Source organism: Intrasporangium sp., from assembly GCF_035280925.1.
Taxonomy (GTDB): domain Bacteria; phylum Actinomycetota; class Actinomycetes; order Actinomycetales; family Dermatophilaceae; genus Intrasporangium.
The window spans coordinates 1-24,855 of the sequence record NZ_DATEEY010000092.1 but is presented as its reverse complement, the minus strand read 5'-3'; the positions used below and the strand labels follow the sequence as shown (position 1 = coordinate 24,855).

Below are 24,855 nucleotides of genomic sequence, written 5' to 3'. Positions count from 1 at the left end.
GTCGGAGCCGTCCCGAGTGGCCCGGGTCTTGAGGTTGCCGGGATCCGAGCCGTTGTCCGGCTCGGTCAGGCCGAAGCAGCCGAGGAGCGTGCCGTTGGCGATCCCCGGGAGGTACTGCTGCTTCTGCTCCTCGGTGCCGTGGGACAGGATGACCTTGCCGACGAGGCCCATCGACACGGACACGATGCCCCGGACGGACGAGTCGGCGCGACCGAGCTCCTCCATGCCGATGCAGTACGTGATGTAGTCGCCGCCGAGGCCGCCGTACTCCTCCGGGATGGTCAGGCCGAAGAACCCGATCTCGCCGAGCTTGGGGATGATTGCCGTGTCGACGGACTCGCGGCGGTCCCACTCGGCGCGATGCGGCACGACCTCCTTGTCGAGGAACTCGCGCGCCAGCGCCTTGAAGCCAAGCTGGTCCTCGTTGAGGGACAGGTCCATGAGGGGTCTCCTGATGACTGCGAAGGGATCGGGTCTGGCCGTGGTCAGCGGCCGTGGAAGGCGGCAGGGCGCTTGGACAGGAACGCGTCGGTGCCCTCGCGCTTGTCGTCGCTCTCGTAGAGGACGGCCTGGGCGAGCCGTTCGACGACCTGCCCGGTGCGCTGGTCGGCGTCCATGCCGGCCCGGATGACGAGCTTGGCCAGACGGGTGGCGAGCGGGCCGCGGGCGGCGATGGTGGCGGCAACCTCCCGGGCGGTCTGGAGCAGCTGCTCCGCTGGCGCGACCTGCGTGACGAGCCCGATCCGCAGGGCCTCGTCGGCGTCGACCATGCGCCCGGTGAGGATGAGCTCGATGGCGCGGCCGGTGCCGACGAGTCTCGCGAGCCGCTGGGTGCCGCCGGCGCCGGGGAGCACCGACAGGGCCGTCTCGGGAAGCCCGAAACGCGCTGTCTCCGAGGCGATTCGGATGTCGCAAGCCATGGCGATCTCGCACCCGCCTCCCAGGGCGTAGCCGTTGACTGCGGCGATCGTCGGCTTCGGGAAGTCCTCGACGAGGTCGAAGAGGCGCTGGAGGTCGGAGTCGAGGGCCGTGGCCTTCGTGTAGCCGGCGACCTGGGAGATGTCGGCGCCGGCGATGAAGGCCTTCTCGCCGGCGCCGGTGAGGACGATGGTGTGGACGTCGTCGTCACCTCGGGCCCGGTCGAGGACGGTCCGAAGGTCATGCTGGACCTGGCGGTTGATCGCATTCCGCACGTCCGGGCGGTTGAAGGTGACGACAAGGACGCCGTCGGTGACCTCCGTGAGGAGCGTCTCGAGGCTGCCGTGTGCCGACCCACGGGGGGCTCCGCCCCCCGTGCTCCCCCCGACGACCCGCGCGGCTGGGTTCTGTGACTCCATGCTCACACCGCTTCCAGCAGGAGGGCGCCGCCCTGGCCGACTCCGACACACATGGTGGCGACGGCCCGACGTGCGCCCCGGTCGGCGAGCTCCACGGCGGCCGTGAGCGCCAGCCGGGCACCACTCATCCCGAGGGGGTGCCCGAGGGCGATGGCGCCGCCGTTGGGGTTGACGTGCTCCGCATCGTCGGGAAGGCCCAGCGCTCGGAGCACCGCGAGCGACTGTGATGCGAATGCCTCGTTGAGCTCGAAGAGGTCGATGTCCCCGACTGCCAGTCCGGTCCGAGCCAGCAGGGCCTTGACGGCGGGGTCGGGTCCCATGCCCATGACGCGCGGCTCGACACCGACCGAGAGCGAGGTCGTGATCCGGGCAAGCGGCGTGAGGCCGTAGCGCGATACCGCCGCCTCGGACGCGACGAGGAGCGCTGCTGCTCCGTCATTGACCCCCGACGCGTTGCCTGCAGTGACGCTGCCGCCGGGGAAGATCGGCCGCAGGTTGGCCAGGGCCTCGAGCGAGGTGGACCGGGGGTGCTCGTCGGTGTCGACCATGGTGACGGCGCCCTTGCGGCCCGGGATCTCGACGGGAACGATCTCGCGTGCCAGCCGGCCGGAGGCAATCGCCTTGGCCGCCCGCTCCTGGGAACGCAGTGCGAACGCGTCCTGGTCCTCGCGAGAGATCGCGTACTCGTCGGCGACGGTCTGGGCCGTGCCGGGCATGGAGTCGGTGCCATGGCGCTCGTCCATGCGCGGGTTGACGAAGCGCCACCCGATCGTCGTGTCGTGCACCTCGGCCCGGCGCGACCAGGCGGCGTCGGGCTTGGGCATGACGAGGGGAGCCCGCGTCATGCTCTCGACCCCTCCAGCGATGACGAGGTCCGCGTCACCGGCTCGGATCGCACGGGCGGCCAGCCCGACGGCGTCCAGGCCGGAGGCGCACAGCCGGTTGACCGTCATGCCCGGCACGTTCACGGGGAGGCCCGCGAGCAGCCCGGCCATGCGAGCGACGTTGCGGTTGTCCTCGCCCGCCTGGTTGGCACACCCGAGGACGACGTCGTCGACGCGGCCCCAGTCCACGTCCGGGAAGCGGGCCACGAGTGATGTGATCGTGTGGGCGGCGAGGTCATCTGGGCGCGCGGCAGCCAGGGCACCGGCATACCGGCCGATCGGGGTTCGGACCCCGGCGACGAGGAACGCGGTGCTCATGACTCGTCCCCGAACTCGTCACGGAGATGGAACTTCTGGATCTTGCCGCTGGCAGTGCGGGGGAGAGCGTCCATGACCTCGAGCCGCTCGGGCCAGTACTGCTTGGCGATGCCCTTCTCCTTGAGCAGGGCCCGCATCTCCTCGAAGGTCAGCGAGGACTCCGGGGTGAGGGTGACGAAGGCAGCCGCGCGCTCCTGCAGCCGCGGGTCGGGCAGGCCGACGATGGCGACGGACTCGATCCGGGGGTCCTCGTAGAGGGCGTTCTCGACATAGGCGACCGGGATGTTCTCACCACCGCGGATGATGACGTCCTTGGTCCGCCCGGACAGCTTGACGTAGCCGTCCTCGTCGATGATCGCGAGGTCACCGGTGTCGAACCAGTCGCCCTCGAAGCTGTCCTGCGTCATCTTCATCCGGTGCGCGTAGCCGACGAAGAGGAACGGCCCCTGGACCTGGAGCCGGCCCTCCGTTCCGGGAGCCACCGGCTCGCCGAGCAGGTCGACCGTGCGGATCTGCATCCCTGGCCACGGGTAGCCGTCGGTCTCGACGACCTTCTCCTCCGGGTCGCCCGGGATGCCCAGGGTGACGAGGGCGTTCTCCGTCTGCCCCCAGCCGCCGAGCACGGCCATGCTGGGCAGGAGCTCCTTGGCGCGCCGGACGAGCGCGCGCGGGATCGGCGCGCCCATGCAGCAGAAGCGTGACAGCGTCCCCATCGGATGCTGGCTCACATCCGGCACGGACAGCACGTCGTGCAGGAACGGCGTTGCGGCCGACGTGTAGGTGATGCCGTGCCTCTCCACCAGGGCGATGAACTCGCGCGGGTCCCAGATGTCCTGAAGGATGCCCGTGGCGCCGTTCTGTACGGGCAGCCTTGCGCCGTAGAGGAACCCCGTCAGGTGCGCCAAGGTCGAGGCCATGTGGATGACGCTCTCGCTGGAGACGCCGAGCCGGTCCGGGAGCGGGTTGTTCGCGGCGATGACGGTGTTGTGGGAGTGCATGACGCCCTTGGGCTCACCGGTCGTCCCGGACGTGAAGATGAGCAGCGTCACAGCGTTCGGGTCGGGCCGCAGCGCGGGGAGCTCGGCCGGGGCGCGCCGCTCCTCCCATGGAGTCGACATGAAGACCTCCCACGAGGCCGGCGCGTCCGGACCGCCCACGACCAGGATGTGCTCGAGAGCCTCCCAGTCGCCCTTGAGTGACTCGACCATCGACACGTGGTCGAAGCCCCGGAACTCGCGGGGCACCACGATGAGCTTGGAGCCGGCCAGGCCGACCATGAAGGCGACCTCCCGCTCGCGGTAGATCGGGATCAGCGGGTTGCTCACCGCGCCGATCCGCGTGCAGGCGTAGTGCAGCACCACCCAGTCGATCCAGTTGGGCAGCTGGAACGACACGACGTCACCCGGCTCGATGCCCAGCTCGAGCAGACCGAGTGCGCACCGGTCCACCTCGGCGCGCAGCGCCGCGTAGGTGACCTCGCGACGGGAGTCGATGAAGGCAGTCTTGTCGGGCGTGCGCTCGGCCCACTCGTCGAGGTAGTCGGTGATGACGCGGTTCACCCAGAAGCCGTCGTCGGTGTACCTCGCGATCAGCTCGTCGTTGAGGCGTGTCTCGAAGGTCATGGTCGTCCGTTCAGCTCATCGTGAGGCCGCCGCTGACGCTGACGGTCTGTCCGGTGACGTAGGTGGAGTCGTCGGAGGCGAAGTAGGCCACGGCGCCGGCCACGTCCTCGGGCTGGCCGAGGCGTCGCAGCGGGATGGCCTTGGTCAGGGCATCCCGCAGGCCCTGGTTGTCGCCGGCGAACTCCGCGAACAGCTGCGTGTCGGAGGGACCCGGGCAGACGACGTTGACGCGGACCTGCTTGCGGGCCAGCTCCCGAGCGGTCGACTTGGTGAAGGCGATGACGCCGCCCTTGGCCGCCGAGTACACCGCCTCGCCGGAGGAGCCGACGCGACCGGCATCGGAGCTGATGTTGACCACGGAGCCGGAGCCCTGCTCGGCCATCACGGGCAGCACGGCCTTGCTCGTGTTCAGGACGCCATAGAGGTTGATCCCGATGATCTTCGGCCACACGTCGCGGTCGAGGTCGAGGAAGGGCGCGGCGAGGTCCCAGCCGGCATTGTTGACGAGCACGTCGATGCGCCCGAAGCGCTCCTTGACGTCAGCAACCATCGACTCCACTGAGTCGTAGTCGGAGACGTCGCAGCCGATCCCGATGGCGCCGTTGGCGATCTCGTCCGCGGCCTCCTTCGCCCCAGCCTCGTTGACGTCTGTCACGACGACCGTGGCGCCTTCCGACGCAAGGCGCTCGGCGATGCCGCGGCCGAGCCCTCGGGCGGCGCCGGTGACGATGGCGATCTTTCCTGCAAGCCTGTTCATGGTGGTTCCCTCTCAAGAAGCGTTGTCGTATGCCGCTGGGCTGGGTTCTCGTCAGGGCGCGAACTTCCGGCCCAGCAGGTGTCGGGAGATGACGAGCTTGGAGACCTGGGCGGTCCCGTCGCCGATCTCGAGGCCGATGACATCGCGCAGGCGCTGGCCGACCTTGTGCTCGGACGAGTAGCCGATGTGGCCGATGGTGAGCAGGCACTGGTGGATGACGTCCACGGCCAGCTTGGGTGCCCAGAACTTCGCCATGGCCGCCTCAGCGCTGTGCTCGAGGCCGTTGTCCTTGCGCCAGAGCGCCTCGAGACACACGTGGCGGGCGCCCTTGAGGTGGGTCGCGGCCTCGGCCAGTGGGAAGGAGACGCCTTGGAAGGTGCCGATCGGGGAGCCGAAGGCGACCCGGTCGCGGGACCACTGCAGCGCCTCGTCCAGGCTGGCCTGGGCCGCGCCGATGCAGAGGAGGCCGATGATCGCCCGTGAGTAGTCGAAGCCCTGCATGACGGAGATGAAGCCGTCGCCTTCGTTGCCGATGAGCTCGCCCCGGCTGACCGGAGTGCCGTCGAAGTGCAGGCTGGCCCGGCCGATCGCGCGGCTGCCCAGGTCGTCGAACGCCGACCGGCTGACGGTCGGCTGGCTCAGGTCGACCCAGAAGGCGCTGACGCCGCGGGCACCCTGCCCACCCGTCCGGGCCAGGACGACGGCCCGGTCGGCCGCCATGCCGAGCGTGATCGAGGTCTTCTCACCATGGAGTGTCCAGCCATCGTTGCCATCGGGCGTCGCCTTGAGCTCCAAGCTCGCCGCGTCCGTCCCGTGCCCCGGCTCGGTGATGCAGATGGCCGGGACGGTCTCTCCAGAGGCGATGCCCGGCAGCCAGGCCTGCTTCTGCTCATCCGTCGCATTGCGCACGATGATGTCGCTGATGAGCGCGGTGTTGATGATGAGGTAGCCGGCGTTGAAGTCCTCACGGCCGACCTCCTCGGCCGCGATCCCGGCGATGACCGCCGTCGCGTCCTGGCCGCCGTACTCCTCGGGGATGCGCAGGCCCGTCAGCCCCATGCCGGCCATGTCGAGCGCGAGCTGGCGACGGAACTCCGCCTTCTGGTCATCGGACTGGTAGTTCGGCGCGAGCGTCTTGACGGCGAACTTGCGGACCTCCTGGGCGTAGGTCTCCTGGTCTTCGTCGAACGCGTAGTGCATGAGCGGTGCCTCCTTGGGCGGGCGTGGGTGGAAGTCGCTCAGTGCCAGTTGACGTGCTGGACGAAGTCGGGGTCGCGCTTCTCCGCGAAGGCCGCGGCGCCCTCGAGGCCCTCCGGGGAGGCGGTGAACATGTCGAGCGCGGTCATCGCCATGTTGGAGAAGCCGGCCTGGTGGTCGGTGTCGGCGTTGAAGGACTGCTTGAGGAAACGGATCGCGGTGGGGCTCTTCGTCGCGATCTCGGCCGCCCAGGACTTGGCCTCGGTGAGCAGGTCGGCGGCGGGGACGACCTTGTTGACCAGGTTCATCGCGAGCGCCTCCTGGGCGTCGTAGATGCGGCACCAGAACCAGATCTCGCGGGCCTTCTTCTCGCCGACCACCCGTGCGAGGTAGGCGGAGCCGAAGCCAGCGTCGAACGAGCCGACCTTGGGGCCGGCCTGGCCGAAGCGGGCGGTCTCCGAGGCGATGGAGACGTCGCAGAGGACATGCAGGACGTGGCCACCCCCGACTGCGACACCGTTCACCGCTGCGATGACGGGCTTGGGAATGTCGCGAATCAGCTTGTGCAGGTTGCCGATCTCGAACATGCCGGACTCGCTGGGTCCGTAGTCGCCGGTCTCGGCCCGCTGCTTGACGTCACCCCCGGTGCAGAACGCCTTCTCCCCGGCGCCGGTGAGGATCACGGACTGGACCTTGCGGTCCGCCCACGCGGAGCGGAAGGCCTTGATGAGCTCGTCCACCGTCTTCGCGCGGAAGGCGTTGTAGCGGTCGGGGCGGTTGATCGTGATGATCGCCGCGCTGTCCTCGATCACGTAGGTGATGTCTTCGTACTCCGCCACAGCCAGCTCCCTTGCTTGTTGAATGGACGTTCATTCAATAATGTAGGGACAGAGCGGTCGGACGTCAATGGATCGGCCACCTCAGAATCCGGGCCAAGGCTCGGGAAGAGCGGAGGAGGGCCGATGTCGACAACGACCGAGGCGAAGGAGGAGCGGATACGGCGCCGCCGTTCCGACATCCTCCGGGCCGCCGTCGAGCTCTTCCAGGAGCAGGGCTTCCACTCGACGACCACACACCAGGTGGCCGATCGGGCTGGCATCAGCGTCGGGTTGATCTACCAGTACTTCGGCAACAAGGAGGACCTGCTCCGAGCCGCCATCGTCGACATCCTCGCCGACTTCAGGGATCGCATCCCGGCGGCCATGGACGCGGCCGGATCCGACCCGGAGGCGCGTCTACGCAATGGCTTCGGCGCCCTCGTCGCGGTCATCGACGAAAAGCCCGAGGCCACCGTACTGTCCTACCGCGAGAGCATGACGCTCTCCAAGGAGGGCCGCGACGAGATCAAGAAGCTGGAGATCGAGACGGCCGAGCCGTTCCGGGCGGCGCTCGCCGACGGCGTCGCGACCGGGGCTTTCGGCGACGTCGATGTCGACTTGGTGGTGCACAACCTGCTGCTCACCGCCCACGGCTGGGCCCTCAAGCAGTGGCGCCTCGCAAGCTGGCTGGATCGCGAGGCCTACGTGGAGGCCGAGCTCGACCTCCTGCTCCGGGCCATCACCACCTGACACCGGAGGACCGGGCCACTCGAGCAGGGGATCTGCCTCGAGTGGCCCCGATATGCACAGGCGGGACTGTGGAGGGCCGGGCCACTCGACGGTAGGAGCTGGCGGGACTTTCTGGGCACTCGACGCAGCAACCAGCACCCAGCGCGCCGAGGCTGCCCGGATCTGCTGTCATCCACTCGAGGTGGTGCGGGTCAGTCAGGGAGGTCCGCGTGGGGGTCGAGCGAGACGGTGAGCAGGAAGACGCAGTCGGTGAGGGCCTCCACGCCGTGCCGTTCGTCCGGTATCGGGATGATCTGCCCTGCCTCGACGACCCAGTCCGGCAGGGTGCCCTCGTGGGTGGGCTCGGCCGAGTAGAGCCGTGCCGTGCCCTCCACCACCTGGAACGAGGCCGCTGGAGGTGACGTGTGCTCTGCCAGCCGAGTTCCCGCGGTCATCGCGATGAGTACGACCCGCTGGTGGGGACCTGCCCAGAGCACGCGAGTTCCCTTGCCGTGCTTGGAGCTCTGGGCCTGCGCGAGCGCAGATCTCGCCTCGGACTCCAGGTTGTGCACCGCCGTGCCCGGGGTGGCATCGGCACGTCCGCTGTCGACCGGGGTGAGCGGGCCGAGGCTGCCGATGTCCAGCCAGGGTGGGCGTTCGGTCACTGCACGCGCTCCCAGCCACGGCTCGGCGCGCGGCTGCCGACCGCCGTGCCCTCACGCTCGTCCTTGCTGCGGTAGACGATGTAGGGCCGCGTGATGTAGCCGACCGGCGCCGAGAAGACGTGGACGAGCCGGGTGAACGGCCAGAGCGCGAAGAGGAAGCAGGCCGTGAGCGCGTGGAGCTGGAAGCCGAGCGGGATGCCGACCATGTGCTCCGGATCCGGGTTACCGGAGAAGATGCCGCGGAACCAGAGCGAGACGTTCTCGCGGTAGTTGAACGCGTGGCCCGCCTCGGAGCCGAGCCCGAAGATGCTCGACGCGATGGTGTTCCACATGCCGAGGACGATGACGAGGCCGAGGAAGAAGTACATCGTCTTGTCCATCGGCGTGGTCGCCGAGAAGACCGGTCCGACGGTGCGCCGGCGGTAGATGAGGATGACCATGCCGACGAACGCCGCGATGCCGGCCGCCATGCCGCCGACGACCGCGGCCCAGTGGTACATCGTCTCGTTGATCCCGATGGCGTCGGTCCACGACTTCGGGATGAGCAGGCCGCCGATGTGCCCGACGACGACGCCGAGGATCCCGAAGTGGAACAGCGGGCTACCCCACCGGAGCAGACGGGTCTCGTAGAGCTGGGAGCTGCGCGTCGTCCAGCCGAACTTGTCGTAGCGGTAGCGCCACCAGTGCCCGACGACGAACGTCGCCAGACAGAGGTAGGGGAAGATCACCCAGAGAAACGTGCTCACGAGTCCGCTCCTACACGAATGGTTGGGAAGATGGCCGACTCACCCAGGCGGGTCGTCGGAGGGTGCAGGGTCGGCCCCTGCGGTGGGGCGTTCAGGCGCGGGTCCAGGGCGTAGCCCTCGAGGCCGACCTCCTCCTGGGGCGGCCCCTCCTCGACGAGCCGGCGGACGGCGTCGACCCCCTCGCCGTCGAGCTCGGGCAGCGTCGCCGCGAGGGCGACGAGCACCTGCTCCCACGGGGAGTGGCGGTCGGCGAGCGCCAGGCGCAGCATCTCGATCCCGGCGCGGTGGTCGTTGAGCAGCTTCCACGCCCCGTCGACGTCGGCCGTGGCGCCGAACTCGAGCACGACGCCGAGGTGGTCGGGCAGCTCCTGCTCCGTGAGGTCCAGCCCCGCCTTCCGGTAGGCCTGCTTGAACTGGACGAGTGCGACGCCGCGCCGACGGGTGTCGCCGAAGGTGAAGTACGTCAGGTAGAGGCAGCACTTGCGAGTGTGGTCGAAGGTCTCGACGTAGGCGCGCTGGACGTCCTCGAGCGGCTGGGAGGCCACGTGGTCGAGGAACGAGCCCAGCGGCATACGGACTCCCTCTGGCAACCCGGCCACGGCGCGACGGATGGCGTCATGGGACTGCGCCCACTCGGGGGTCGGGTAGTCGAGCAGCAGCGAGACGGCCTGCCACGCGACGGCCAGCTGCTCGTCCGGGAGCCGCCGCGACGCCTGGGCCCGTGCCACCCGGCGGAAGGGGTTCACTCGTCGTCCTTCTGCTTCGGGAACAGGCCGCCCGGCTTGCCCTTGCCGTCCCAGTTGAGCAGGTTGACCCGGCCGCGCTTGCTCCCGCCGGCGACGAGCTGGTCCGACGTCTGGCGCTCCTCGAGCATCCGGAAGTTCTCCACGGCAACCGGTGTGAGGTCACCCGAGCCCTCGCCGAAGACCCCCGTCTGCGCCTCGTAGTCGAAGTCGACCGGGCAGTCCGTGGCGAGCTCCTCGAGGCCGTGCGCCTGCTCCACGTGCGCCGTCGGGATGACGTAGCGCTCGTCGTACTTCGCGATGGCGAGGAGGCGGAACATCTCGTACATCGACTCGGCGTCCATGCCGACCGACTCCGCGATCGACCCGTCGGGGTCGCCACCGAGGTTGATGTCGCGCATGAAGGACCGCATCGCAGCGAGCTTCCGGAGGACCCCGTTGACCGGTCCGACGTCGCCGGCGGTGAAGAGGTTGGCGAGGTACTCGACGGGGATGCGCAGGGCGTCGATCGCCGCGAAGAGGTTGCCCTTCTCCTCCGCGTCGTGCCCCGTCTCCTTGACGACGTCGACGACCGGCGACAGCGGCGGGATGTACCAGACCATCGGCATGGTGCGGTACTCCGGGTGCAGCGGCAGGGCCACCTTGTAGTCCTGGATGAGCCGGCGGACCGGAGACTTCTTGGCCGCCTCGATCCAGTCGAGCGGGATGCCGGCACGCTCTGCCTCGCGAGCGACCGCCGGGTCGTTGGGGTCGACGAAGACGTCGCACTGCGCCTCGTAGAGGTCGTGCTCGTTCTCCACCGACGCCGCCTCGAGCACCTTGTCGGCGTCGTAGATCATCAGGCCGATGTAGCGCAGCCGGCCGACGCACGTCTCGGCGCAGACGGTCGGGATGCCGACCTCGACTCGCGGGTAGCAGAAGGTGCACTTCTCGGCCTTGCCGGTCTTGTGGTTGAAGTAGACCTTCTTGTACGGGCAGCCCGACACGCACATCCGCCACCCGCGGCACTTGTCCTGGTCGACGAGGACGATGCCGTCCTCGCTGCGCTTGTAGATCGCGCCGCTCGGGCAGCTGGCGGCACAGCTCGGGTTGAGGCAGTGCTCGCAGATGCGCGGCAGGTAGAACATGAAGGTCTGCTCGAACTCGAACTTCACCTTGTCCTCGATGCCCTTGAGCATCGGGTCCTTGACGGCGTGCTCCATGCTGCCGCCCAGGTCGTCATCCCAGTTGGCCGACCACTCGACGTTCATCTGCTTGCCGCTGATGAGCGACTTGGGCCGGGCGACGGGGAAGGTGCTCGTCGCCGGTGAGTTGAGCAGCGTCTCGTAGTCGTAGGTCCAGGGCTCGTAGTAGTCCTGGATCGACGGCAGCTTGGGGTTGCTGAAGATCGTCGCGAGCTTCTTCCACCGGCCGCCCGCCTTGAGCGTCAGGCGCCCGTTGGACTTGCGGACCCAGCCGCCCTCCCACGTCTCCTGGTCCTCGTACGTGCGTGGGTAGCCGAGCCCGGGACGGGTCTCGACGTTGTTGAACCAGACGTACTCGGTGCCCGCGCGGTTGGTCCACGCCTGCTTGCACGTGACGGAGCACGTGTGGCAGCCGATGCACTTGTCGAGGTTCATGACCATCGCCATCTGGGCCATCAGGCGCATCGGTGCGCTCCCTTCGTTCGCCGCACGGACATGTCAGTACTCCACCTTCGCGGTTCGCTTGCGGATCATCGTGACCTCGTCCCGGTTGTTGCCGATGGGTCCGATGTAATTGAAGAAGTAGGCCAGCTGGGCGTACCCGCCAACAATGTGGTTGGGCTTCAACAAGATTCGGGTCAGGCTGTTGTGGATGCCACCACGCTTGCGGTCACGCTCGGTGAGCGGCACGTCGATGAGCCGGTCCTGGGCGTGATGCATGTAGACCGTGCCCTCGGGCATCCGGTGGCTGACGATCGCCCGCGCGGCGACCACGCCGTTGCGGTTCACCATCTCGATCCAGTCGTTGTCCCGGACCCCGATCTTGGCGGCGTCCCGGTCGCTCATCCACACCGACTGCCCGCCCCGGGAGAGGCTCAGCATGAAGAGGTTGTCCTGGTACTCGGAGTGGATCGACCACTTGTTGTGCGGGGTCAGGTAGCGCACCGACACCCCGAGCTCGGTCTGCTCGCCGATCGGCGTCTCCCCGAAGAGCGTGGTCATGTTGAGTGGCGGCCGGTAGCCGGGGAGCGCCTCGCCCATCCCGAGGAACCAGTCGTGGTCGACGTAGAACTGCTGGCGGCCGGTCAGGGTGTGGAAGGGCTTGCTCCGCTCGATGTTGATCGTGAACGGGCTGTAGCGGCGTCCGCCCGACTCGGAGCCGGACCACTCCGGCGAGGTGATGACGGGGACCGGGGCGACCTGCGTGTCGGCGAAGGTGATCTGCTTGCCCTCGTGCTCGCCGGCCAGGTCCGCGAGCTTCGTGCCCGTGCGCTTCTCGAGGAACCGGAAGCCCTGGGTGGCCAGGTGGCCGTTGGACACCCCCGCCAGGTGGAGCATCGCGTCGGCCATCTGGACGTCCGTGTCGACCTTCGGCTGCCCGTCGCCCGCGCCCCCGCGCTGCACGCCGTTGCGGTTGCGGAGGATGTCGACCTCGCGCTTGACGTCGTAGGCGACGCCCTTGGTGACCATTCCGACCTTCTCCAGGAGCGGGCCGATCGAGGTCATCTTGTCGTAGACCGCCGTGTAGTCGCGCTCGGCGACCGCGATCACCGGGAGGGTCTTGCCCGGGACCGGCTCGCACTCGCCGGCCTTCCAGTCCTTGACGACGCCGTGCACGGTGGCCATCGCCTCCGGTGTGTCGTGCCACAGCGGCTTGGCCACGACGTCCCTGCGGGTGCCGAGGTGGTCGGCGGCGAGCTCGCTGAACTTCTTCGCGATGACCTTCCACGTGTCCCAGTCGGACTTCGTCTGCCACGGCGGGTTGATCGCCGGGTTGAAGGAGTGGATGAAGGGGTGCATGTCCGTCGTGCTGAGGTCGTGCTTCTCGTACCACGTCGCCGCGGGAAACACGACGTCGCTGAAGATCGTCGAGCTCGTCATGCGGAAGTCGAGCGTCATGAGCAGGTCGAGCTTGCCGTCGACGGCCTGGTCCGCCCAGCGGATCGAGGACGGCCGCTGGTCCGGGGCGGCCTCGTCGGCGGTGGCGGCGCTGTCGGTGCCGAGCAGGTGGCGCAGGAAGTACTCGTTGCCCTTGGCCGAGCTGCCGAGCAGGTTGGAGCGCCACAGCGACAGGATGCGCGGGTAGTTGTTCTCGGCCTCCGGGTCCTCGACGGCGAAGTGAAGCGTGCCCTCCTTGAGCTGCTGCGCCACGTAGGCCGGTGGCTCCATGCCTGCAGCGGCTGCGTCGTCGGCGAGGTCGAGCGAGCTGCGGTCGAAGGTCGGGTAGCTCGGGGTCCAGCCGAGCCGGACGGACTGGGCGAGCAGGTCCATGACGCTCTGACCCGCGAAGATCCCTGTGCCGGAGTCCAGGTCGTCGGCGGTGAAGGTGTCGTAGCGGTACTGCGAGGTGTGGACGTACCAGTAGGCCGTCTGGTTCATGTGTCGCGGCGGCCGGACCCAGTCCAGGGCGAAGGCCATGTGCTGGAAGCCCATGATGGGGCGGATCTTCTCCTGACCCACGTAGTGCGCCCAGCCGCCTCCGTTGCGCCCCTGCGTGCCCGTGATCGTCGTCAGGACGAGGATCGCCCGGTAGATCTGGTCGCTGTGGAACCAGTGGTTGGTGCCGGCGCCCAGCAGGATCATGCCGCGCCCGGTCGTGTCGATGGCGTTGCGGGCCCACTCGCGCGCCAGGCGCGTCACCTGCTCCGCGGGCACCGAGGTGTGCACCTCCTGCCAGGCCGGCGTCGCGGGCACCGACGCGTCGTCGTAGCCCGTCGGCCAGTGGCCGGGCAGGCCCTCGCGCGCAACGCCGTACTGGGCGAGCATGAGGTCGAGCACCGTGGTGACGAGACGGTCACCGACGCGCCGGACCGGGACCCCGCGCCGCTCGAAGACGGCCTTGCCATCAGCGGCGTCGAAGCGCGGCAGCTCCACCTCGACCGCGTCGTCGTGCGAGCCGTAGACCGTCAGCGCAGGGTCCAGGTCGCCGAGCTCGAGGTTCCACTTGCCCAGGCCCTCGTCGCCGTAGCGGTCACCGATGGAGCCGTTGGGGATGGCGACCTGACCGGTGCGCGAGTCGAAGACCGCCGGCTTCCACATGGCGTTCTCGGAGTCGGCCTTGGGTCCGCCCTCCATGTCCCCGGCAACGAGGTACTTGCCGGGACGGTAGGCGCCGCCATCGGCCGGGACGAGGCTGATCAGGAAGGGCAGGTCGGTGAACCGCTGGTTGTAGTCGACGAAGAAGGGCACCTGCTGGTCGACGAAGTACTCCTTGAGGATGACGTGGCCCATGCCCATGGCCAGTGCGCCATCCGTGCCGGGTGCCGCCGTCACCCACTCGTCGGCGAACTTGACGTTCTCCGCATAGTCGGGGGCCACGGCGAGCACCTTCTGCCCGCGGTAGCGCGCCTCGGTCATCCAGTGGGCGTCGGGCGTCCGGGTCAGCGGGACGTTCGATCCCCACATGATCAGGTAGCCGGCATCCCACCAGTCACCGGACTCCGGCACGTCGGTCTGGTCGCCGAACATCTGCGGCGACGCGTTGGGCAGGTCGGCGTACCAGTCGTAGAACGAGAGCATCGGGGCGCCGATGAGCTCGAGGAATCGGGCGCCGGACGTGTAGGAGACCGGCGACATGGCCGGGATGGGGGAGAACCCGGCGATGCGGTCCGGGCCGAAGCGCTTGACGGTGTAGACGTGGGCGGCGGCGACGAGCTCGGTGACCTCTTCCCACGTGGCCCGGACGAGGCCGCCCTTGCCCCGCGCCTTCTTGTACCGCTCGGCCTTCTCGGGGTCCTCGACGATGGAGCCCCAGGCGAGGACGGGGTCGCCGCCGTGCTGGCTCTTGGCCTGCCGGAACATCTCGAGCAGGACGCCGCGCACGTAGGGGTAGCGCACCCGGGTGGGCGAGTAGGTGTACCAGGAGAAGGCGGCGCCACGGGGACAGCCGCGCGGCTCGTAGTCGGGCCGGTCGGCGCCCGGGCTCGGGTAGTCCGTCTGCTGCGCCTCCCAGGTGATGATCCCGTCCTTGACGTAGACCTTCCACGAACACGAGCCGGTGCAGTTGACGCCGTGCGTGGACCGGACCACCTTGTCGTGGCTCCAGCGGTCCCGGTAGAAGGCGTCACCGGCACGTCCACCCTTGGCCTCCATGCTGCGCTTGTCCTGGGAAACCGTCGCCTTGGTGAAGAACCGGCGCGTGCCGACGAGGGCCTCGCTCACGGGACCGTCGAGGCCCGTCTCGGTGAGGCCGGTCGGGGAGGCGTTCATGAGTGATCTCCTTGTCGGGGCGGGTGGTTGAGCGACGCGGGTTGCTCAAAGCTCGTGGTCGTGGTCAGCGCGGCGATGCAGAGGCTGGGGGCGACGAAGGGCGTGAGCCCCACCTCGGTCGACTCCTCGCCCAGGGCCTCCATCACCCCGCGCATGAGGCCGCGGTGGATGCCGCACACGACGGCGGTGTTGTCCTTGGCGAGCGGCATGAAGGGGCAGTCGTGCAGGGCGACCCGAGCCGTGCGACCGTCGTTGGTCGTCGACACCTCCGGGCTGTAGCCCCACTCGCGCAGCAGGTCGACCATCTGCCCGATCTTGCCGAGCCACTGGCCGGGGGACCGCGCGGTGCGCTGGCCGACGAGGCCCGCGTGGCCGTCCTCGACGTGCCGGCGCCCCCAGCGCAGACCTGCCTCCTCCGGTGTTCTGGGGGCCTCGCCGTCCCGGAAGCCGAGCGTCTGGACGAGCAGCTCCGAGAGCATCCGGTAGGACTGGTCGGACGTGACCGTCCCGAACGACCCCTGCTCGATGGCATAGAGCTTGCGCGGGCGGCCGGCCTCCTTGCGCCGTTGGAAGTGCGAGCGGAGCAGGCCCGCGGCGACGAGCTGGTCGAGGTGGAAGCGGACCGTCGTCACGTGCAGACCCAGTCGGTTGGCCAGGTCCTGGGCGCGCATGCCCGGATGCGGGATGACCGCACCGGTGGCCGGGTCGAGGCTCGTCGGGAGGTTGGCGAGGGTGTCGACGATGGTCCTTCGGACGGGCGAGCCCAGCAGGTCCGTACCGGCACCCGAGCTCGTACTCGCAGTCAATGCCACGGCGACACCCTTCAATTAGCGTACATCTCTATGACTTTATTTAGAGGAACGCTGTTCCCCCATCTAAGCACGGTTCACACCGCGCGGGGCGGCGGAATTGAGAGGACTACGTTCCGCTTTCCACCGTCGCCGCTCCACGGGTCGCCGTCACGGATTCCCCTGCGGTGTGAGGCAGATCCCGTCAGCACAACTTGCATGGCAGGGAACCTACTACGTAACGTAGTTGCTCGTCGACCCGGGGTGGCAGAATGTTTCCCACGGGTATTCAACGGGTCGAGGCGGCCTTTCGGGCGGCCCCTATAAAACGGATTCATTCCTCCAAATAGACGGAGACGAGATGAACGGCACAACAGCCGGATCCTCGGGTCGTACCCGGGTACTCGTGATGTCGACGACGGCCTTCACCGTGATGTTCGCGGTGTGGATGATGTTCGGCATCCTCGGCATCCCCATCCAGAAGGAGCTCGGCCTCAGCGACGTCGAGCTCTCCTGGATCTCGGCGGTCGCCATCCTCAACGGGTCGATGTGGCGCCTGCCTGCCGGCATGCTCACCGACCGGATCGGTGGCCGACGGGTCACGGTCTTCATGCTCCTCGCGACGGCGATCCCGGCGTACTTCGTCTCGCAGGCGACCAGCTACCTGATGCTGCTCATGCTCGCGTTCCTCGTCGGCTTCGCCGGCAACCTCTTCTCGGTCGGCATCGCGTGGAACGCCGCCTGGTACCCGCGTGACCGCCAGGGCTTCGCCCTCGGCGTCTTCGGTGCCGGCAACGTCGGTGCCTCCGTGACGAAGTTCATCGGCCCAGCGCTCATCACGGGCACCGCCGGCGCCACGTACGCCTTCGGCGTCCAGGGCGGGTGGCGGCTGGTCCCGGCTCTCTACGCCATCCTGCTCGTCGCCATCGCCGTCCTGACCTGGGTCATCACGCCGCACCACGACATGATGCCGGGCAGGAGCCAGTCCATGGCCTCGATGCTCGCGCCGCTGAAGGACGTCCGGGTGTGGCGCTTCGGTCTCTACTACGTGGCGGTCTTCGGGGCGTACGTCGCGCTGTCGGTCTGGCTGCCCAAGTACTACGTGGACAACTTCGGCGTGGACCTGTGGACGGCCGCCCTCCTCACCGCGACCTTCATCTTCCCGGCCTCCCTGCTCCGCCCCGTGGGTGGGTGGTTCAGCGACCAGTTCGGTGCCCGGCGCGGGATGTACTTCACCTTCACCGTGATGCTCGTGACGAGTGGGCTGCTCATGATGCCCAACGGCCACCTCGTCGTCGTCCAGGTGGACGGCACCGAGACCGAGCACTGGAACTACAGCATGGGCATCGTGCCCTTCGTCATCCTCGTCTTCCTCCTCGGCTGCGCAATGGGCATCGGCAAGGCCGCGGTCTACAAGCACATCCCCGAGTACTTCCCGACGGCGGTCGGACCGGTCGGGGGCCTGGTCGGCATGCTCGGTGGCCTCGGCGGCTTCTTCCTGCCCCCGATGTTCGCCTACACCAAGGACTGGTTCGGCTTCCCGTCGAGCACCTTCTTCGTCATCTTCGTGCTCACCGCGGTGTGTGCCCTGTGGATGCACTGGACCGTCGTGCACATGCTGCACCGGGGCTCGCCCCAGCTGGCCGACTACTTCGAGCCGCCGCCGGCGCACAACCCCGACCTGCTGGATCCGGCCCCCGACGACCGCACCACCGCTGGTCTGGCCCTCGCGTCCGCGACGGGCGCCAAGAACGAGACGGAGGCTCGCGCATGACGACCAAGACCGCACCCACCAGAGGGGAGTGGCTCGAGTCCTGGGACCCGGAGAACGAGGAGACGTGGGACAAGGCGCTCGCGTGGAAGACCCTCTGGATCACGACGTTCTGCCTCACCCTGGCATTCGTCGCCTGGTTCCTCCCGAGCGCGATCATCCCCAAGCTGAACCCGCTCGGCTACGAGTTCAGCAAGAGCCAGCTCTACTGGATGGCCGCCATGCCGGGGCTCGCGGCCGGCTTGATGCGGCTCATCTGGATGGTGCTGCCGCCGATCATGGGCACCCGCAAGATGGTGTCCCTGACCACGCTCCTCCTCATCGCCTCGACGCTCGGCTGGGGCGTCCGCGTCCAGAGCCCGACGGCGCCCTACTGGGAGCTCATGGTCCTTGCCTTCCTGGCCGGGATCGGCGGTGGCGCGTTCTCCGGCTTCATGCCGAGCACCTCCTACTTCTTCCCCAAGCGCATGCAGGGGACCGCGCTCGGCCTGCAGGCCGGCATCGGCAACTTCGGCGTCTCGCTCGTCCAGCTGCTCACCCCGTACCTCATCGGCCTCAGCTTCCTGGCCATCATCGGCGGTAGCCAGCTGATGACGATGCCGGGTCAGCAGCCGGTCGAGGTGTGGTACCAAAACGCCGCCTTCGTCTGGATCCCGCTCATGATCGTCGGCGCGATCCTCGCGTGGACGATGCTCAAGTCGGTCCCGATCAAGGCCAACATCCGGCAGCAGTTCGACATCTTCAACAACCAGGACACCTGGTGGATGACGCTGCTCTACATCATGACCTTCGGCACGTTCTCCGGCCTGTCGGCGCAGTTCGGCCTGCTCATGGCCAACCTCTACGGGATCGGCAACGCCGAGATCGTCCAGGGAGCCGGCTCCTCCGCCCAGCTGCTCGTCGATGGCTACGCCGTGCCGGACGTGGTCAAGTACGTCTTCCTCGGCCCGCTGGTCGGCGCCGGCGCGCGCGTCCTCTTCTCGCCGCTGACCGACCGCATGGGCGGAGCGAGGTGGACGCTCGTGTCCGGGATCGGCCTGATCGCCTCGATCGCCTACACGATCCCGGCGCTGGTCCCCGACACGTCATCGGCCGAGGCGCTCCAGGGCGGCTTCAACCGGTTCCTCTGGGGCATGCTCGCGATCTTCCTCTTCAGCGGCATCGGCAACGCCTCGACCTTCAAGCAGATGCCGATGATCTTCGAGCGCCGCCAAGCGGGCGGCGTCATCGGGTGGACGGCGGCGATCGCGGCGTTCGGCCCGTTCCTCTTCGGCGTGGGCCTGACGGTCATGTCGCCGACGGCCTTCTACATGATCGGGATCGCGTGGGCGGTCATGTGCGTGGGCATCACGTGGATGCGTTACGCACGACCCAACGCTCCCAAGCCGGGCTGACGGGCATCAGACCGGTGCCGTATGCCGCTGGGCTCGCTTCCGGGCGGGCCCAGCGGTCCTGCTCCTACCGCAGTCACGAGGCTGCCGTCAGCGGCGCTGCCGTGGCGCGAAGTCCGGTGCCTCCCTCGCGAACGCCGCCTGCTGCGCCCGACGCGTGTTGGGCGTGCGGAGGAGCAGCCGCAGCTGCTCGGCCCGTTCCCTGGCGAAGGTTCGCCGCGGCCCGGCCGACCAGGTCCGCTCGAAGAGGCGCTTCGCGGCCGCGACGGCGTCCGGAGAGCGCGTCATGATCTCGGAGACGAGCTCCTCGGCGGCCGCGAGTGGTTCATCGGCAACACCGGTGGCCAGCCCCAGCGCCGCTGCCTGCTCGCCGCTGATCACTCCGCCGGTCATGGTGAGCCGTTTTGCGACGTCGAGGCCGACGACCTCGGTGAGGCTGTGGATCCCCGACATGTCGGGGATGAGCCCCCACTTCGACTCGAGGACCGACCACTTGGCGTCCGGGGTGGTGAACCGGAAGTCCGCGCCGAGGGCGATCTGCACCCCACCGCCGAAGCAGTGGCCGTGGACGACGGCGACGACCGGCACCGGCAGCCGGCGCCAGGCCCAGCACGCTTCCTGGAAGGTGTTGGTGCCGCGCCACGGCCGCGCGACGAAGGCCGACGCGATGGCCCGCGGATTCTTCAGCACCGTGGCGAAGTCGAGCCCCGCACAGAAGGAGTCGCCCTCACCCGAGAGGATGACGGCCCGCAGCGAGCGGTCCGCGCGGATCCGTCGGGCGGTGGCGACGAGGTCGTCGAGCATGTCCAGGGTGAGGGCGTTGAGCTTGTCGGGCCGGTCGAGCCGGACCCGGGCGACCCCGGCGGCGGTCGTGCAGGTGATGTGGCTGGGCATGAGGTCGAGCCTAGGAGCCGAGACGGCCGTGCGAGCCGCTGGAGCGATGAGATGTGATTTGGGTGGCACTGCCCGTGATCCCCGAGTGACGGTGCCATAGGTTTCGGGGTGCAGCGCAGAGACGAAGGAGAGACTGTGCAGATCGGTGTCCCACGCGAGACACGCGCTCGTGAGACGCGCGTCGCCGCCACGCCCAAGACCGTCGGGCAGCTCGTCGCCCTCGGCTACGACGTCGTCGTCGAGCGCGGCGCCGGAGAGGCGTCCAGCTTCTCGGATGAGGCCTACGTCGTGGCCGGCGCCCGCGTCGTGACGACCGAGGACGCCTGGGCGTCCGAGATCGTTCACAAGGTGAACGCGCCGGCTGACGCCGAGGTCGCGATGCTCCGGCCCGGAGCGGTGCTCGTCAGCCTCCTGTCGCCGGCACTCAACCCCGACCTCGTCGAGAAGCTGCGCGACGCCCGCGTGACCGCGATGGCCATGGACGCGGTTCCGCGCATCAGCCGCGCGCAGTCCCTCGACGTGCTCTCCTCGATGGCCAACATCGCCGGCTACCGCGCGGTCGTCGAGGCGGCCAACGTGTTCGGCTCCTTCTTCACCGGCCAGGTCACGGCTGCCGGGAAGATCCCACCCGCCAAGGTCCTCGTCGCCGGCGCGGGCGTTGCCGGTCTGGCCGCGATCGGGGCGGCCGGCAGCCTCGGCGCCATCGTCCGGGCCACCGACCCGCGGCCCGAGGTGGCCGACCAGGTGAGGTCCCTCGGCGGCGAGTACCTCGCGATCGAGTCGCCGGAGGCGGAGGTCAGCGCCACCGGCTACGCCAAGGAGATGGGCGAGGACTACCAGGCTCGCGAGGCGCAGCTCTACGCCGACCAGACCAAGGACGTCGACATCATCATCACGACCGCGCTCATCCCGGGCCGGCCGGCGCCGCGCCTGGTCACCGCCGACATGGTGGCGACAATGAGGCCGGGCTCGGTGATCGTCGACATGGCCGCGTCCAACGGCGGAAACGTCGAGGGCTCCGTCCCCGACGAGATGGTCGTGACGAGCAACGGCGTGAAGATCATCGGCTTCACCGACCTTGCCGCCCGGCTCCCCACCCAGGCCAGCCAGCTCTACGGCACGAACCTCGTCAACCTGATGAAGCTGTTGACCCCGGGGAAGGACGGGCAGCTCGTTCTCGACTTCGACGACGTGGTGCAGCGCGGCATGACGGCGACGCGCGACGGAGAGCTCCTCTGGCCGCCGCCAGCCATCCAGGTGAGCGCCGCACCGGTGGCCAAGCCCGCCGCAGAGGTGGTCAAGGTGCCCGAGAAGGTCAAGGACCCACGACGCAAGTACGTCTACATGGCGATCGGTGCCGTGGCGTTCGCGCTCATCGCTGCGTTCGCGCCGGCGAGCTTCCTGGGCCACTTCACGGTGTTCGCCCTCGCCGTCGTCGTCGGGTACTACGTGATCGGCAACGTCCACCATGCGCTCCACACACCGCTCATGTCGGTGACGAACGCGATCAGCGGGATCATCATCGTCGGCGCCCTGATCCAGCTCGGCCAGTGGTCCGAGGGGCTGGGCCTGACGATCTTCGTGCTCGCCTTCCTGGCGACGCTGATCGCCAGCATCAACATCTTCGGTGGCTTCCTCGTCACCCGCCGCATGCTCACGATGTTCCGGAAGGGCTGACCGCACCATGGACCTCGCACTGATCCAGGCGGCCTACATCATCGCCGGGCTTCTCTTCATCCTGTCTCTCGCCGGGCTGTCGAAGCACGAGACCGCGAAGGACGGCAACGTCCTGGGCATGATCGGCATGCTCCTGGCCCTCGTCGCGACGCTGTGGCTGGCCCTTCGCGGTGCGGATCCGCTCAACTGGCTGTCCATTGCGTCTGCCATGGCCATCGGCGCCGTCATCGGCATCTGGAAGGCCCGCCGCGTCGAGATGACCGAGATGCCGGAGCTCATCGCGATGCTGCACAGCTTCGTCGGTGCGGCCGCTGTCCTCGTCGGTTTCAACACCTTCCTCGCCTCGGACGCGTCGGCGAGCGACGGCGTCCACCTCGTCGAGATCTTCCTCGGCGTCTTCATCGGTGCCGTGACCTTCACCGGGTCGGTCGTCGCGTACCTCAAGCTGGCGGCGAAGATCTCCGGACGGCCCCTCATGCTGCCCGCCCGGCACTGGCTCAACCTCTTCGCCGGGATCGTCTCCTTCGGCCTGATGATCTGGTTCGCCGCGTCCCACTCCATCGTGCCGCTCGCGCTCATGACGGCGATCGCCCTTGCCTTCGGCTGGCACCTCGTCGCCTCGATCGGCGGTGGCGACATGCCGGTCGTCGTGTCGATGCTCAACTCCTACTCCGGATGGGCCGCGGCGGCCGCGGGCTTCATGCTCGGCAACGACCTGCTCATCATCACGGGTGCGCTCGTCGGCTCCTCCGGTGCCTACCTCTCGTACATCATGAGCAAGGCGATGAACCGGAAGTTCCTCAGCGTCATCGCCGGCGGTTTCGGTTCCGACGGCGGCGCGCCGGTGGGCGATGTCGACTATGGCGAGCACCGGGAGACCAACCCCGACGAGGTCGCGGACCTGCTCATCCACGCCAGGTCGGTCGTCATCACACCGGGTTACGGCATGGCCGTGGCGCAGGCGCAGTACCCCGTGGCGGACCTCACCGCCAAGCTCCGGGAGAAGGGCGTCGACGTCCGCTTCGGCATCCACCCGGTCGCCGGTCGGCTCCCGGGACACATGAACGTGCTGCTCGCCGAGGCGAAGGTGCCCTACGACATCGTCCTCGAGATGGACGAGGTCAACGACGACCTGCCGGAGACGGACGTGGTCCTGGTCATCGGTGCCAATGACACCGTGAACCCGGCCGCCGAGGAGGACCCGAACAGCCCGATCGCCGGCATGCCGGTGCTCGAGGTGTGGAAGGCCAAGGACGTCGTCATCTTCAAGCGCTCCATGGCTGCGGGATATGCCGGGGTGCAGAACCCGCTCTTCTTCCGGGACAACAGTGCCATGCTGTTCGGCGACGCGAAGGACCGGGTCGAGGACATCATCAAGTCCCTGTGACCTGCTGGGATTCGCGCCCTCACTCCACGTCGAGGATCTGGGGCGTGCCCTCCAACCCAGCCTCGGGCTCTCCCGTCGCCAGTCGGCTGTGGCTGCGTGAGTAGGCGAAGTAGATGATCACCCCGACCGCCATCCACACCACGAACCGGATCCAGGTCTCGATCGAGAGGTTGAGGATGAGGTAGGTGCAGAGCGCGGCCGACAGCCACGGAATCACCGGGTTCCATGGCACGACGAAGCCGCGCTTCAGGTCTGGACGCCGCTTGCGCAGGATCGGAACCGCGAGGGAGACGAGCACGAACGCCGTGAGCGTGCCGATGTTGACCATCTCCTCGAGCCTGCCGATCGGAGTCAGCGACGCGACCAGGGCGACGACCCCACCCGCGAGGAAGGTCAGTCGCACCGGTGTCCCGGTCCGTTCGCTCGTGACGCCCAGCGCAGCGGGGAGGAGCCGGTCCCGGCTCATGGCGAAGACGACCCGGGTGGTCCCGATGATGAGGGTCATGACGACCGTCGTGAGGCCAGCGACCGCCCCGGCGGCGATGAGCGTGGCGTAGGCGTCCTGCCCGACCTGCTCGAACGCCGCGGCCAGCGCGCCCTGGGGATCGATCTGGTCGAAAGGCACCATCCCGGTGATCACGAGAGCGACGGCTACGTAGAGGACCGTACAGATCGCGAGAGACCCGAGAATGCCGATGGGCAGGGCTCGCTGCGGGTTCTTGGCTTCCTCCGCTGTCGTGGCCACGACGTCGAAGCCGATGTAGGCGAAGAAGACGAGGGCCGCGGCCGACATGATGCCCATGACGCCGTAGGTGGCCGGCGTCATCCCGGTCAGGACCTGCAGGACCGGAGCGTGGACGCCGTCCGCGGCAGGCGCATTCGGTGCGCTCGGCGGGATGAAGGGGCTCCAGTTGGCGGAGTTGACGAAGCCGATGCCGGCAACGATGACGAACAGCACGATGAACACCTTGATCGCGACGAGCACGAGGTTGACCCGAAGGGACTCCTTGATGCCCTTGGCGACGAGCATGCTGAGCACCGCCACGAGCAGGAACGCCGCGAGATCGAAGCGCGATCCGGGAGCCACGGCAGCCGGGATGTCGATCCCGAGGCGGCCCAGGAAGATCTCCAGGTAGGCGGACCAGCCCTGGGCAACGACGCTCGCGCCCAGCATGAGCTCGAGGATCAGGTCCCACCCGATGACCCAGGCGATGAACTCTCCGAGCGTCGCGTAGGAGAACGTGTAGGCCGACCCGGACACCGGGACGGTCGAGGCGAACTCGGCGTAGCACATCGCGGCGAAGGCGCACACGACGGCCGCGAGAACGAAGGACAGGATGACGGCGGGCCCGGCATACTGCTGCGCGGCCCGGCCGGTGACGGTGAAGATCCCCGCGCCGATCACCACGCCGACACCGAAGACCACGAGGTCGAGAGCGGTCAGCCGGCGTTTGAGGTGATGGTCCGGCTCATCGACCGCGGCCATCGACGCCTCGATCGTCTTGGTGCGTAACAGGCTCATGATGACCTCCGAACGCGTGGTTTCGGGACGGTCACCTCAAAGTAGACCCGCGCGGTGCCCAGCGGGATGCCTGAGCTGTGCTCAGTCGTCGCCCGGGTCGTGGGGGCGGTTGAGGTCGCGGTCGCCGGTCCAGATCGGGACCGGGTCGGTGTTCGGCGAACCTCGGCGGCGTCGGATGTCCTCGCTCTCGTAGAGCGTCTCGCCGCCCCGTTTCCG

At 68.4% G+C, this 24,855-nt stretch carries 20 protein-coding genes; 5 read left to right on the top strand and 15 right to left on the bottom strand.

What is annotated here, in order from left to right; all coding sequences use genetic code 11:
* The 7 genes from VJN29_RS09400 to VJN29_RS09370 form a co-directional block, all read right to left on the bottom strand.
* The coding region (locus VJN29_RS09400) for an acyl-CoA dehydrogenase family protein (RefSeq protein ID WP_324143364.1) at window positions 1–441 on the bottom strand (441 nt) is incomplete at its 3' end.
* Window positions 442–485: 44 nt separating this feature from the next.
* A complete protein-coding gene (locus tag VJN29_RS09395; protein ID WP_324143363.1) occupies window positions 486–1,337 on the bottom strand; it encodes an enoyl-CoA hydratase/isomerase family protein in 852 nt (283 codons plus the stop codon).
* A 2-nt stretch (window positions 1,338–1,339) separates the two neighbouring features.
* Complete coding sequence (gene pcaF / locus VJN29_RS09390; RefSeq protein WP_324143362.1) at window positions 1,340–2,539, bottom strand: 3-oxoadipyl-CoA thiolase; 1,200 nt, start codon at window positions 2,537–2,539, stop codon at window positions 1,340–1,342.
* Window positions 2,536–4,161: an AMP-binding protein gene (locus VJN29_RS09385; protein WP_324143361.1), complete on the bottom strand. Its 1,626-nt coding sequence runs from the start codon at window positions 4,159–4,161 to the stop codon at window positions 2,536–2,538. The genes pcaF and VJN29_RS09385 overlap by 4 nt, the downstream gene beginning before the upstream one ends.
* Window positions 4,162–4,171: 10 nt before the next feature.
* Window positions 4,172–4,918, bottom strand: a complete 747-nt coding sequence (locus tag VJN29_RS09380) for a 3-oxoacyl-ACP reductase family protein (protein ID WP_324143360.1) — start codon at window positions 4,916–4,918, stop codon at window positions 4,172–4,174.
* Between the two features lie 51 nt (window positions 4,919–4,969).
* Window positions 4,970–6,118, bottom strand: coding sequence for an acyl-CoA dehydrogenase family protein (locus VJN29_RS09375; RefSeq protein ID WP_324143359.1), 1,149 nt, complete (start codon window positions 6,116–6,118; stop codon window positions 4,970–4,972).
* 38 nt (window positions 6,119–6,156) lie between these two features.
* The gene (locus tag VJN29_RS09370) at window positions 6,157–6,954 is read right to left on the bottom strand and encodes an enoyl-CoA hydratase-related protein (protein WP_324143358.1); all 798 of its coding nucleotides are present in this window, start codon (window positions 6,952–6,954) and stop codon (window positions 6,157–6,159) included.
* A 123-nt stretch (window positions 6,955–7,077) separates the two neighbouring features.
* Between VJN29_RS09370 and VJN29_RS09365 the strand changes: the two genes are divergently transcribed.
* The gene (locus VJN29_RS09365; RefSeq protein WP_324143357.1) at window positions 7,078–7,683 is read left to right on the top strand and encodes a TetR/AcrR family transcriptional regulator; all 606 of its coding nucleotides are present in this window, start codon (window positions 7,078–7,080) and stop codon (window positions 7,681–7,683) included.
* Between the two features lie 191 nt (window positions 7,684–7,874).
* On the opposite strand, the gene VJN29_RS09360 is transcribed toward VJN29_RS09365, so the two are convergent.
* From VJN29_RS09360 to VJN29_RS09335, 6 genes are read right to left on the bottom strand one after another with little or no spacing between them, the layout of a single operon-like run.
* The gene (locus tag VJN29_RS09360; RefSeq protein ID WP_324143356.1) at window positions 7,875–8,327 is read right to left on the bottom strand and encodes a hypothetical protein; all 453 of its coding nucleotides are present in this window, start codon (window positions 8,325–8,327) and stop codon (window positions 7,875–7,877) included.
* Window positions 8,324–9,073: a respiratory nitrate reductase subunit gamma gene (gene narI, locus VJN29_RS09355; protein ID WP_324143355.1), complete on the bottom strand. Its 750-nt coding sequence runs from the start codon at window positions 9,071–9,073 to the stop codon at window positions 8,324–8,326. Before narI ends, VJN29_RS09360 begins: the two co-directional genes overlap by 4 nt.
* The gene (gene narJ / locus VJN29_RS09350; protein ID WP_324143354.1) at window positions 9,070–9,819 is read right to left on the bottom strand and encodes a nitrate reductase molybdenum cofactor assembly chaperone; all 750 of its coding nucleotides are present in this window, start codon (window positions 9,817–9,819) and stop codon (window positions 9,070–9,072) included. The genes narI and narJ overlap by 4 nt, the downstream gene beginning before the upstream one ends.
* Window positions 9,816–11,465 carry a nitrate reductase subunit beta gene (gene narH / locus VJN29_RS09345; RefSeq protein WP_324143353.1) on the bottom strand — a complete coding sequence of 550 codons (1,650 nt, stop codon included), beginning with the start codon at window positions 11,463–11,465 and terminating at the stop codon, window positions 9,816–9,818. The genes narJ and narH overlap by 4 nt, the downstream gene beginning before the upstream one ends.
* A gap of 33 nt (window positions 11,466–11,498) precedes the next feature.
* Window positions 11,499–15,209 carry a nitrate reductase subunit alpha gene (locus VJN29_RS09340; RefSeq protein ID WP_324143352.1) on the bottom strand — a complete coding sequence of 1,237 codons (3,711 nt, stop codon included), beginning with the start codon at window positions 15,207–15,209 and terminating at the stop codon, window positions 11,499–11,501.
* Window positions 15,206–16,021, bottom strand: coding sequence for a helix-turn-helix transcriptional regulator (locus VJN29_RS09335; protein WP_324143351.1), 816 nt, complete (start codon window positions 16,019–16,021; stop codon window positions 15,206–15,208). The genes VJN29_RS09340 and VJN29_RS09335 overlap by 4 nt, the downstream gene beginning before the upstream one ends.
* Before the next feature lie 385 nt (window positions 16,022–16,406).
* Between VJN29_RS09335 and VJN29_RS09330 the strand changes: the two genes are divergently transcribed.
* The gene (locus VJN29_RS09330) at window positions 16,407–17,771 is read left to right on the top strand and encodes an MFS transporter (protein WP_324143365.1); all 1,365 of its coding nucleotides are present in this window, start codon (window positions 16,407–16,409) and stop codon (window positions 17,769–17,771) included.
* Window positions 17,768–19,162: an MFS transporter gene (locus VJN29_RS09325; RefSeq protein ID WP_324143350.1), complete on the top strand. Its 1,395-nt coding sequence runs from the start codon at window positions 17,768–17,770 to the stop codon at window positions 19,160–19,162. The genes VJN29_RS09330 and VJN29_RS09325 overlap by 4 nt, the downstream gene beginning before the upstream one ends.
* A gap of 87 nt (window positions 19,163–19,249) precedes the next feature.
* Here VJN29_RS09325 and VJN29_RS09320 read toward each other — a convergent pair whose 3' ends face one another.
* Window positions 19,250–20,053 (bottom strand): crotonase/enoyl-CoA hydratase family protein, encoded by an 804-nt coding sequence (locus VJN29_RS09320; RefSeq protein WP_324143349.1) that lies wholly within the window; start codon window positions 20,051–20,053, stop codon window positions 19,250–19,252.
* 135 nt (window positions 20,054–20,188) lie between these two features.
* Here VJN29_RS09320 and VJN29_RS09315 point away from each other — a divergent pair, with 135 nt between their 5' ends.
* Together VJN29_RS09315 and pntB are read left to right on the top strand one after the other, a co-directional pair.
* Window positions 20,189–21,730: a Re/Si-specific NAD(P)(+) transhydrogenase subunit alpha gene (locus VJN29_RS09315; RefSeq protein ID WP_324143348.1), complete on the top strand. Its 1,542-nt coding sequence runs from the start codon at window positions 20,189–20,191 to the stop codon at window positions 21,728–21,730.
* Window positions 21,731–21,737: 7 nt separating this feature from the next.
* Window positions 21,738–23,117 (top strand): Re/Si-specific NAD(P)(+) transhydrogenase subunit beta, encoded by a 1,380-nt coding sequence (gene pntB, locus VJN29_RS09310; protein ID WP_324143347.1) that lies wholly within the window; start codon window positions 21,738–21,740, stop codon window positions 23,115–23,117.
* A gap of 19 nt (window positions 23,118–23,136) precedes the next feature.
* On the opposite strand, the gene VJN29_RS09305 is transcribed toward pntB, so the two are convergent.
* Complete coding sequence (locus VJN29_RS09305) at window positions 23,137–24,639, bottom strand: amino acid permease (RefSeq protein ID WP_324143346.1); 1,503 nt, start codon at window positions 24,637–24,639, stop codon at window positions 23,137–23,139.
* Window positions 24,640–24,855: the final 216 nt, after the last annotated feature.

Coding starts and splice junctions, on each gene's coding strand:
- VJN29_RS09395 (WP_324143363.1), bottom strand. CDS start 1,337: ATGGAGTCACAGAACCCAGCCGCGCGGGTCGTCGGGGGGAGCACGGGG.
- pcaF (WP_324143362.1), bottom strand. CDS start 2,539: ATGAGCACCGCGTTCCTCGTCGCCGGGGTCCGAACCCCGATCGGCCGG.
- VJN29_RS09385 (WP_324143361.1), bottom strand. CDS start 4,161: ATGACCTTCGAGACACGCCTCAACGACGAGCTGATCGCGAGGTACACC.
- VJN29_RS09380 (WP_324143360.1), bottom strand. CDS start 4,918: ATGAACAGGCTTGCAGGAAAGATCGCCATCGTCACCGGCGCCGCCCGA.
- VJN29_RS09375 (WP_324143359.1), bottom strand. CDS start 6,118: ATGCACTACGCGTTCGACGAAGACCAGGAGACCTACGCCCAGGAGGTC.
- VJN29_RS09365 (WP_324143357.1), top strand. CDS start 7,078: ATGTCGACAACGACCGAGGCGAAGGAGGAGCGGATACGGCGCCGCCGT.
- narH (WP_324143353.1), bottom strand. CDS start 11,465: ATGCGCCTGATGGCCCAGATGGCGATGGTCATGAACCTCGACAAGTGC.
- VJN29_RS09340 (WP_324143352.1), bottom strand. CDS start 15,209: ATGAACGCCTCCCCGACCGGCCTCACCGAGACGGGCCTCGACGGTCCC.
- VJN29_RS09330 (WP_324143365.1), top strand. CDS start 16,407: ATGTCGACGACGGCCTTCACCGTGATGTTCGCGGTGTGGATGATGTTC.
- VJN29_RS09325 (WP_324143350.1), top strand. CDS start 17,768: ATGACGACCAAGACCGCACCCACCAGAGGGGAGTGGCTCGAGTCCTGG.
- VJN29_RS09320 (WP_324143349.1), bottom strand. CDS start 20,053: ATGCCCAGCCACATCACCTGCACGACCGCCGCCGGGGTCGCCCGGGTC.
- pntB (WP_324143347.1), top strand. CDS start 21,738: ATGGACCTCGCACTGATCCAGGCGGCCTACATCATCGCCGGGCTTCTC.
- VJN29_RS09305 (WP_324143346.1), bottom strand. CDS start 24,639: ATGAGCCTGTTACGCACCAAGACGATCGAGGCGTCGATGGCCGCGGTC.